Here is a 7,826-nt window from a genome sequence, read left to right as displayed (position 1 = left end):
GTTCGAGGACGGGCTGCGGCTCATCCTCGACGGCATGCAGGCCCGCCTCGACCGTCAGGAGACCTGCGAGGCGGGGGCCGACCAGGTGTCGCAGGCCGCCGGCGAGACCGCCCGGTAGCCGCGTTCCAGCCAGCGCACCCGGTTGGCGCCCGTGCCGTGGCTGTGCTCCTCGCCCTCGTCGCCGGCGGCCCTGGTGGCGTCGAGCAGCGCCGTCCAGTCCTGCCGGGTACGGCTCAGCGACGGCCACACGCTGCCCAGGAACGCGCCGGCCAGGCAGTCGGCCTGGAGCTCGTAGCGCCGGCTCTGCGCGCCCTTGCGCACGCCGAGAAGGCTCTGCACGTGGTGGCCGTACTCGTGGGCGACGACCTTGAACGGGTAGAGGTCGGTGCGGTCCTCGATCCAGGCGCCGGTCAGCGGGAGGACGAGGGTGTCACGGCCGATGCAGTAGAAGGCCGCCGCGTGCTCGGGCCAGGCGAACCCGCACACCTCACGCACCGGCTCGTCGTAGTAGCGGACGACGGGCTTGCGGAACGTCCGGCCGGTGCGCCTGAAATGGGCGGACCACGACTTGTCCAGGCACTTCAGAACCGCGGTGAGGTATTCGCGGCTCCTGGGGATCCCGCCTGAGCTCATCGGCGTCTCGGGGCAGGCCGACCGGGCGAGCCTCGGCGCCGCGACGGCCTCCACGGGCCCGGCCTGAAGGACGACCGTCAGCACCGACAGGGCGACGAGGGCGACGAGGGCACGCGGAGCGGGGGAGTGCACGGTGAGCAGCATAGAGCTTCCCCGACCAACGCACCCGCCCCCGCACCCCGACCAACGGACTCCGGCCAACGCACCCCGCACCCCGCCCTCGCACCCCGCCCTCGCGCCCCGCCTCCCGCCCCCGCGCCCCGTGGCCCGGTCGCCCGGTGGGGCTGTCCATCAGGGGTGACGCTGGGTGAGGGTGGTTGACTTTCGGCGTGAGTGATGCGGGATTTGTGTTGCTTGTCGGGAGTATGGCGGTCTTTCTGGGCGCGGTCGTGCAGGGGAGTGTGGGGTTCGGGCTGGGGCTGGTGGCCGCGCCCGTGCTGACGATGCTCGACCACAGCCTGATGCCCGGCGCGATCCAGGTGGTCAACATGACCCTGCCGCTGTTCACGCTGGCCGCCGAGTGGCGGCGGGTGGACTGGCGGGGGCTCGGGTTCGCGCTGCTGGGCCGGGTCCCCGGCAGCGCCGTCGGCGCCGTCATCGTCGTGTACGTCTCCGTCCAGGCGCTCGGCGTGCTGGTCGGGGTGATGGTGCTGCTGGCGGTCGGGCTCACCGCGCGTACGGTCAGCGTCGTCCGCAACGGCGCGACGATCACCGGCGCGGGCTTCGTGTCCGGGATCACCGGCACCGCCACGGGCATCGGCGGCCCGCCCCTGGCGCTGGTGTACCAGAGCGCCAAGGGGCCGCAGATCCGGGCCACCCTGGCGATGTTCTTCTTCCTGAGCGCCGCGCAGTCGATCGCCATCCTGGCGTTCGTCGGCCACCTGCCCGCCCGCGCCCTGGCCACCGGCGCGCTCCTGATCGTGCCGATGATCCTGGGCTTCCTGGCGTCCCGGCCGCTGCGCCGCCACCTGGACGGCGGCAAGGTGCGGACGGCCGTCCTGGTCGTGGCGACCGCGTCGGCGCTGGCCCTGATCGCGCAGAGCCTGCTGGCCTGATCCGCCGGGCTACTCGCCGGTCTGCCCGTCGACGGACTCGCGGATGAGGTCGGCATGGCCGTTGTGCCGGGCGTACTCCTCGATCATGTGGACGAGGATCCAGCGCAGGTGCGGGCGGCGGCCGTCCGGCCAGGGACGCTGGGCGGGCTGGTCGAGGCCGCCCGCGGCCAGCGCCTCGGCGGTCAGGGCGCGCGAGCGGGCCACCGCGTCCCGCCAGAGCGCGCGCAGCTCGTCGGGGGAGTCGTGGGCGGCGGAGTGCCAGTCCCAGTCGGGGTCGGCCGTCCAGTCGACGGTGTCCCAGGGGGCGTGCGGGTCGTTCCCGTGCAGACGGCGGGAGAACCAGTGGTCCTCGACGTAGGCCAGGTGCTTGAGCATGCCGCCGAGCGTCATCGGGGAGGCGGCGGCGGTGGCGCCGAGGCCCGCCGCGTCGAGGCCGGAGCACTTCCACTCCAGGGTGGCCCGCAGGAAGTCGAGGAAGCCCAGGAGGGTCTCGGTCTCGTCGCCCATGAAGGGCGGTTCCGGGCGTCCCTGCTCGTCGAATTCGGTCATGAGCGGGCAGTCTACCGACGGGTTCAAGCCAGGAGGACGCCCACGCGCGACGACGGCCCCCGCGGACGCGGGGGCCGATCGGCGCTCGCCTAGGCGGCTGAGAAGCTGCCCGACCCCGCCGGGACGTGGCTGCCGTGGCCGGGCCGGACCGTGACGGACGACCCGAAGCAGAACGGGTCGCCGTAGATGCGGACGACCTGATCGGTCTGGTTGTTGAGCACGTGCGCGGCGAGGGGTAGCTTCGTGCAGCCCCTGGGGTCGTTGTAGACCTCAAGGGGGAGCGTCTCGACCTGGAAGACGACCACCTGGCCGGTCGCGGCCCGGGCGGGGGCGGCCGCGACGAGCGGCGCGGTCGCCGAGGCGAGGACCAGGGGCAGGGCGGCCAGGCGAGCAGAGAAGCGCATGGGCGGGATTCCTTCCGTTTCGAGGGCTCCTCAATCCTCATGCGCCTCACACGTCACGCACAGTAACCGTAAGGTGACATTCGATCTCGCCATGAATCATGCGCCGAGCTGCTGGGCAGGTGCGTCGCCCGATGTGGTCGTCCGCGAATGGTTACTCTCCGTGATGGATCAGGGAGTGCATTCCGGGATGTCGTCGCGCAGGCCCAGGCGTCCCTCGTAGACCGCCACCTTGTTGGTGATCAGCTTGAGGCAGCCGTCGAGCTCCCGCATCCGGGCGAGCACCCGTTCCTGATGTTCGCGCAGCACCTCCAGCCGTTCTGCCTCGTTGCCGTGGCCCGCCCTGACGAGCTCGGTGTAGCGCCGGATGTCGGTCAGGGGCATGCCGGAGGCGCGCAGCCGGATGCACACGCCGAGCCAGTCGACGTCACCCTCGCTGTAGACCCGGCGTCCTGTGGCTCCCCGCTGTACGGGCTGGGCCAGCAGGCCCTCCTGCTCGTAGAACCGGAGCGTGTGCACGCTGAGCCCGGTGCGCTCGGCGACCTGGCCAATGCTCAAACCTGCCATGTCGCCCAGTTTGACCTAGAGCCGACTCTAGAACCTACGGTTCCGGGACATGAGATATCGCATCCTCGGCGGCACCGGCATCGAGGTCAGCGCCCACTGCCTCGGCACCATGATGTTCGGCTCGGCCGGCAACCCCGACCATGACGACAGCATCCGCATCATCCACGCCGCCCTCGACCAAGGGATCAACTTCGTCGACACCGCCGACATGTACTCGGCGGGCGAGTCGGAGGAGATCGTGGGCAAGGCGTTGCAGGGCAGGCGAGACGAGGTGGTGCTGGCCACCAAGGTGCACTTCCCGATGGGGGAGGGGCCCAACCGGGGCGGCAACTCGCGGCGCTGGATCGTCCGCGAGGTGGAGGCGAGCCTCAGGCGGCTGCGCACCGACTGGATCGACCTCTACCAGATCCACCGCCCCGACCACCGGACCGACATCGAGGAGACCCTCTCCGCGCTCACCGACCTGGTGCGGCAGGGCAAGATCCGCGCCTTCGGCAGCTCGGCCTTCCCGGCGCACGAGACGGTCGAGGCCTACCACGTGGCCCGGCAGCGCGGCCTGTACCGGTTCCGCACCGAGCAGCCGCCGTACAACATCCTGGCCCGCGGCATCGAGGGCGACGTGCTGCCCACGGCGCAGCGGCTCGGCATGGGCGTGCTCACCTACAGCCCGCTGGGCTGGGGTTTCCTGACCGGACGCTACCGCAAGGGACAGCAGATCGACCTGTCGCGAGGTCGCGCCGCGCGGGCGCCGGAACGGTTCGACCCGTCCATCCCGGTCAACGCGGCCAAGCTGGAGGTCGTCGAGGAGCTGGTGAAGCTGGCGGACGAGCTCGGCTGCACCCTGCCGGCCCTGGCCGTCGCCTTCGTCACGTCGCATCCGGCGGTCACCTCGGTCATTCTCGGCCCGCGCACGATGGAGCAGCTGGAGGGCTCGCTGAAGGGCGCCTCATTGTTGCTCGACGACGCCGTGATGGACCGGATCGACGAGCTCGTGCCGCCCGGCACCAACGTCTACCACCCGGTCGGCCTCTGGAGCCCCGCCCCCCTGACCGATCCCGCGCTGCGCCGCCGCCACCTGGGCGACCGCGCCGCGAGCTGACCCGGACGTCCGCCGGAGCTCGCGCGACGAGCTCCGGCGGCCGGCACCCGCCCCGGTCCCGCCACGTCGCCCGACCGGCCCCGGCCCCTGAAAGCCGGCTGCTTCTGCCGCTCCCGGCCGCCCCGGAGTCGGCCGCTTCCCGTCGCCGGCCCGCTCCCGGTCACGGAACCGCGTCCTCGTGTTTCTGGATTGTTACCGGAAACAACAAACTGCCGGACGGAAGGGTCTTCCAAAGCAGGCCGCGGCGGAATACGTTGCCGCAAACAACATTCATCCGGGCCCCTCCGGAAGAAAGGACCCTGCATCATGCGCAAGGGGATCCTCAGCCTGACCGCCGCGGCGGCGACGCTCGCCCTCGGTCTCACCGCCTGCGGGGGCGACAGCGGTCAGACCGGCACCACCTCCACCTCCTCCGCCTCGGCGACACAGGCCGCGAAGGCCGGCAAGATCGGCGTCATCCTCCCGGACAGCAAGTCGTCGGCGCGCTGGGAGACGGCGGACCGCAAGTACCTGGAAGAGGCGTTCAAGGCCGCCGGCGTCCAGTACGACATCCAGAACGCCCAGAACGACAAGACGGCGTTCCAGACCATCGCCGACCAGATGATCACCAACGGGGCCACCGTCCTGATGATCGTCAACCTGGACAGCGGCAGCGGCAAGGCCGTCATCGAGAAGGCCAAGTCGCAGGGCGTGGCCACCATCGACTACGACCGCCTGACCCTGGGCGGCGGCGCCGCCTACTACGTCAGCTTCGACAACACCAAGGTCGGCACGCTCCAGGGCGAGGGTCTGAGCAAGTGCCTGGCCGACAAGAAGGCCGACAAGCCCATCGTCGCCTACCTGAACGGCTCGCCGACCGACAACAACGCGACCCTGTTCAAGAACGGCTACGACGGCGTGCTCAAGCCCAAGTTCGACGCCGGCGAGTACGTCAAGGGCCCCGACCAGGCCGTGCCCGACTGGGACAACACCCAGGCCGGGACGATCTTCGAGCAGATGCTCACCCAGCAGCCGAAGATCGCCGGGGTGCTGGCCGCCAACGACGGCCTCGGCAACGCCGCCATCACCGTGCTGAAGAAGCAGAACCTCAACGGCAAGGTGCCGGTCACCGGCCAGGACGCCACCGTCCAGGGCCTGCAGAACATCCTGGCGGGCGACCAGTGCATGACGGTCTACAAGGCGGTCAAGAAGGAGGCCGACGCCGGGGCCAAGCTCGCCGTCGCGCTGGCCAAGGGCGAGAAGCCCACGGCGAGCGCCAGCGTCAAGGACCCCGAGACCAGTCAGGACGTGCCCTCCGAGCTGCTGGAGCCGCAGGCCATCACCTTCGACAACGTCAAGGACGTCGTGGCCGACGGTTACGTCACCAAGGAGGAGCTCTGCACCGCCGACTTCGCCAAGAAGTGCACTGAGGCCGGAATTCAATAGCATGGACGGGCGCGGCCGGGTGCCACCGGCGCGAGGCCGCGCCCCTCTTTAGGGAGCCCCATGACCCCCCTCCTCGAAGTGCGCGGGATCGACAAGAGTTTCGGTCCGGTGAAGGTGCTGCACGAGGTCGAGTTCTCCGCCTACCCCGGCGAGGTCACGGCGCTGGTCGGCGACAACGGCGCCGGCAAGTCGACGCTGGTCAAGTGCATCGGCGGCATCTACCCCATCGATTCGGGCCAGATCCTCTTCGACGGCCGCCAGGTCGCCGTCCACACCCCCCGGGACGCGGGCGAGCTCGGCATCGAGATCGTCTACCAGGACCTGGCGCTCTGCGACAACCTCGACATCGTCCAGAACATGTTCCTCGGCAGGGAACGCAAGAACGGCTTCCTGCTCGACGAGGACAGCATGGAGGAGCTGGCCGAGAAGACGCTCAGCAGCCTGTCCGTGCGCACGGTGAAGTCCATCAGGCAGCAGGTCTCCAGCCTGTCCGGCGGCCAGCGGCAGACCGTCGCGATCGCCAAGGCCGTGTTGTGGAACAGCAAGGTCGTCATCCTCGACGAGCCCACCGCGGCCCTCGGCGTGGCCCAGACGGCGCAGGTGCTCGAACTCGTGCGCAGGCTGGCCGACACGGGCCTCGCGGTCGTCCTCATCTCGCACAACATGAACGACGTGTTCGCCGTCTCCGACCGGATCGCGGCGCTCTACCTCGGCAGGATGGCCGCCCAGGTCAAGACCGCCGACGTGACGCACGCCCAGGTCGTCGAACTGATCACCTCGGGTCGCAGCGGCGAACTCGGCCTCAAGAACGGGGTCACCCCATGAGCAAGGTCAAGGAACTCCCGGGCGAGGCCATCGTCGCCGCCGCGCAGTCCCCGTCGATCGCGCACAGCGTGCGGGCGTACTGGGAGCGCGTCCGGGGCGGCGACATGGGCGCGCTGCCCGCCGTGCTCGGCCTGATCGTGCTCTGCACGGTCTTCGCCCTGGCCCGGCCCGCGTTCGTCACCTCGATCAACTTCGCCAACCTGTTCACCCAGGGCGCGAACGTCACGCTCATCGCCATGGGCCTGGTCTTCGTCCTGCTGCTGGGCGAGATCGACCTGTCGGCCGGCTTCGCCAGCGGCGTCTGCGCCGCGGTGCTCGCCGTCACGCTGGCCACCTTCGGCCTGCCCTGGTACGTCTGCGTCCTGGCCGCCATCGCCACCGGCGTGCTCATCGGCATCGTCCTGGGCACGCTGGTGGCCAAGGTCGGCATACCGTCGTTCGTGGTCACGCTGGCCGCCTTCCTGGCCTTCCAGGGCCTGGTCCTGGTGCTGGTCAACGAGGGCACGAACATCTCCGTCCGGGACAGCGTGATCGTCGCCGTCGCCAACAAGAACCTGCCGCCGCTGCTCGGCTGGATCCTGTACGCGGTGTGCGTGGCGGGCTTCGCGGCCGTGCAGCTCCTGCGGGCCAGGAACCGGTCCGCGCGCGGCCTGGTCGCCGGCCCGCTGTCGCTGATCGCGGCCCGCGTGGGCGCCCTGGCGCTGCTCGGCGGGCTCGCGGTTTACGTGCTCAACCTGGAGCGCAGCCGCAACCCCGCGCTGGTCTCGCTCACCGGCGTGCCGATCGTGGTGCCGGTGATCGTCGTGCTGCTGGTGGTCTGGACGCTGGTGCTGCGGCGCACCGCGTTCGGCCGGCACCTGTACGCGGTCGGCGGCAACACCGAGGCCGCGCGCCGGGCGGGCATCCCGGTCGACCGCATCAAGATCGCGGCGTTCGTGATCTGCTCCGCGATGGCCGCGGTCGGCGGGATCGTGGCCGCCTCCAGAGCCAGCTCGGTCGACCCGAACACGGGCGGCAGCTCGGTGCTGCTGTACGCGGTCGGCGCGGCCGTCATCGGCGGCACCAGCCTGTTCGGCGGCAAGGGGCGGGTGCTCGACGCGGTGCTCGGCGGCGCCGTGGTGGCCGTGATCGAGAACGGCATGGGCCTGATGGGCTACGGTGCCAGCGTGAAGTACCTGGTCACCGGGTGCGTCCTGCTGCTCGCCGCGGGCGTCGACGCCCTGGCGCGCAAGCGGGCGGCTGCTGCTGGTCTAAGGTGATCAGCGACCCGCA

At 70.6% G+C, this 7,826-nt stretch carries 9 protein-coding genes; 5 read left to right on the top strand and 4 right to left on the bottom strand.

The features are described from left to right. Positions 1-54 precede the first annotated feature (54 nt). Complete coding sequence (locus ACWCSD_RS16890; protein WP_449915858.1) at positions 55-777, bottom strand: neutral zinc metallopeptidase; 723 nt, start codon at positions 775-777, stop codon at positions 55-57. Positions 778-998: 221 nt separating this feature from the next. On the opposite strand from ACWCSD_RS16890, the gene ACWCSD_RS16885 reads away from it, so the two are divergent. Further along, on the top strand, positions 999-1,688 hold the full coding sequence (locus ACWCSD_RS16885) for a sulfite exporter TauE/SafE family protein (protein ID WP_449915855.1): 690 nt from the start codon (positions 999-1,001) through the stop codon (positions 1,686-1,688). 9 nt (positions 1,689-1,697) lie between these two features. Here ACWCSD_RS16885 and ACWCSD_RS16880 read toward each other — a convergent pair whose 3' ends face one another. The 3 genes from ACWCSD_RS16880 to ACWCSD_RS16870 all read right to left on the bottom strand — a co-directional run bounded on the left by ACWCSD_RS16880 (position 1,698) and on the right by ACWCSD_RS16870 (position 3,205). Further along, positions 1,698-2,237 carry a DinB family protein gene (locus ACWCSD_RS16880; protein ID WP_449915853.1) on the bottom strand — a complete coding sequence of 180 codons (540 nt, stop codon included), beginning with the start codon at positions 2,235-2,237 and terminating at the stop codon, positions 1,698-1,700. Between the two features lie 89 nt (positions 2,238-2,326). Next, on the bottom strand, positions 2,327-2,641 hold the full coding sequence (locus tag ACWCSD_RS16875) for a hypothetical protein (protein WP_397163568.1): 315 nt from the start codon (positions 2,639-2,641) through the stop codon (positions 2,327-2,329). A 168-nt stretch (positions 2,642-2,809) separates the two neighbouring features. Continuing rightward, positions 2,810-3,205 carry a MerR family transcriptional regulator gene (locus tag ACWCSD_RS16870; protein ID WP_449915849.1) on the bottom strand — a complete coding sequence of 132 codons (396 nt, stop codon included), beginning with the start codon at positions 3,203-3,205 and terminating at the stop codon, positions 2,810-2,812. 49 nt (positions 3,206-3,254) lie between these two features. On the opposite strand from ACWCSD_RS16870, the gene ACWCSD_RS16865 reads away from it, so the two are divergent. From ACWCSD_RS16865 to ACWCSD_RS16850, 4 genes are all read left to right on the top strand, one after another. After that, on the top strand, positions 3,255-4,304 hold the full coding sequence (locus ACWCSD_RS16865) for an aldo/keto reductase (RefSeq protein WP_397163571.1): 1,050 nt from the start codon (positions 3,255-3,257) through the stop codon (positions 4,302-4,304). Positions 4,305-4,610: 306 nt separating this feature from the next. Beyond that, positions 4,611-5,729, top strand: coding sequence for a sugar ABC transporter substrate-binding protein (locus tag ACWCSD_RS16860; protein WP_358284711.1), 1,119 nt, complete (start codon positions 4,611-4,613; stop codon positions 5,727-5,729). A 60-nt stretch (positions 5,730-5,789) separates the two neighbouring features. Next, entirely contained in the window at positions 5,790-6,554 is a 765-nt protein-coding gene (locus tag ACWCSD_RS16855; RefSeq protein WP_352365555.1) for an ATP-binding cassette domain-containing protein, read from the top strand. Next, the gene (locus tag ACWCSD_RS16850) at positions 6,551-7,813 is read left to right on the top strand and encodes a sugar ABC transporter permease (RefSeq protein WP_449915845.1); all 1,263 of its coding nucleotides are present in this window, start codon (positions 6,551-6,553) and stop codon (positions 7,811-7,813) included. Before ACWCSD_RS16855 ends, ACWCSD_RS16850 begins: the two co-directional genes overlap by 4 nt. Positions 7,814-7,826: the final 13 nt, after the last annotated feature.

The organism is Nonomuraea sp. NPDC001684 (genome assembly GCF_053596515.1).
Note: the sequence above shows the minus strand (reverse complement) of the source record. Positions and strands in the feature narration are given on the sequence as shown.

What these genes read in the sequence shown, in the direction of transcription:
- ACWCSD_RS16885 (WP_449915855.1), top strand. Translation starts at nt 999, where the DNA reads ATGGCGGTCTTTCTGGGCGCGGTCGTGCAGGGGAGTGTGGGGTTCGGG.
- ACWCSD_RS16875 (WP_397163568.1), bottom strand. Translation starts at nt 2,641, where the DNA reads ATGCGCTTCTCTGCTCGCCTGGCCGCCCTGCCCCTGGTCCTCGCCTCG.
- ACWCSD_RS16880 (WP_449915853.1), bottom strand. Translation starts at nt 2,237, where the DNA reads ATGACCGAATTCGACGAGCAGGGACGCCCGGAACCGCCCTTCATGGGC.
- ACWCSD_RS16860 (WP_358284711.1), top strand. Translation starts at nt 4,611, where the DNA reads ATGCGCAAGGGGATCCTCAGCCTGACCGCCGCGGCGGCGACGCTCGCC.
- ACWCSD_RS16850 (WP_449915845.1), top strand. Translation starts at nt 6,551, where the DNA reads ATGAGCAAGGTCAAGGAACTCCCGGGCGAGGCCATCGTCGCCGCCGCG.
- ACWCSD_RS16865 (WP_397163571.1), top strand. Translation starts at nt 3,255, where the DNA reads ATGAGATATCGCATCCTCGGCGGCACCGGCATCGAGGTCAGCGCCCAC.
- ACWCSD_RS16855 (WP_352365555.1), top strand. Translation starts at nt 5,790, where the DNA reads ATGACCCCCCTCCTCGAAGTGCGCGGGATCGACAAGAGTTTCGGTCCG.
- ACWCSD_RS16890 (WP_449915858.1), bottom strand. Translation starts at nt 777, where the DNA reads ATGCTGCTCACCGTGCACTCCCCCGCTCCGCGTGCCCTCGTCGCCCTC.
- ACWCSD_RS16870 (WP_449915849.1), bottom strand. Translation starts at nt 3,205, where the DNA reads ATGGCAGGTTTGAGCATTGGCCAGGTCGCCGAGCGCACCGGGCTCAGC.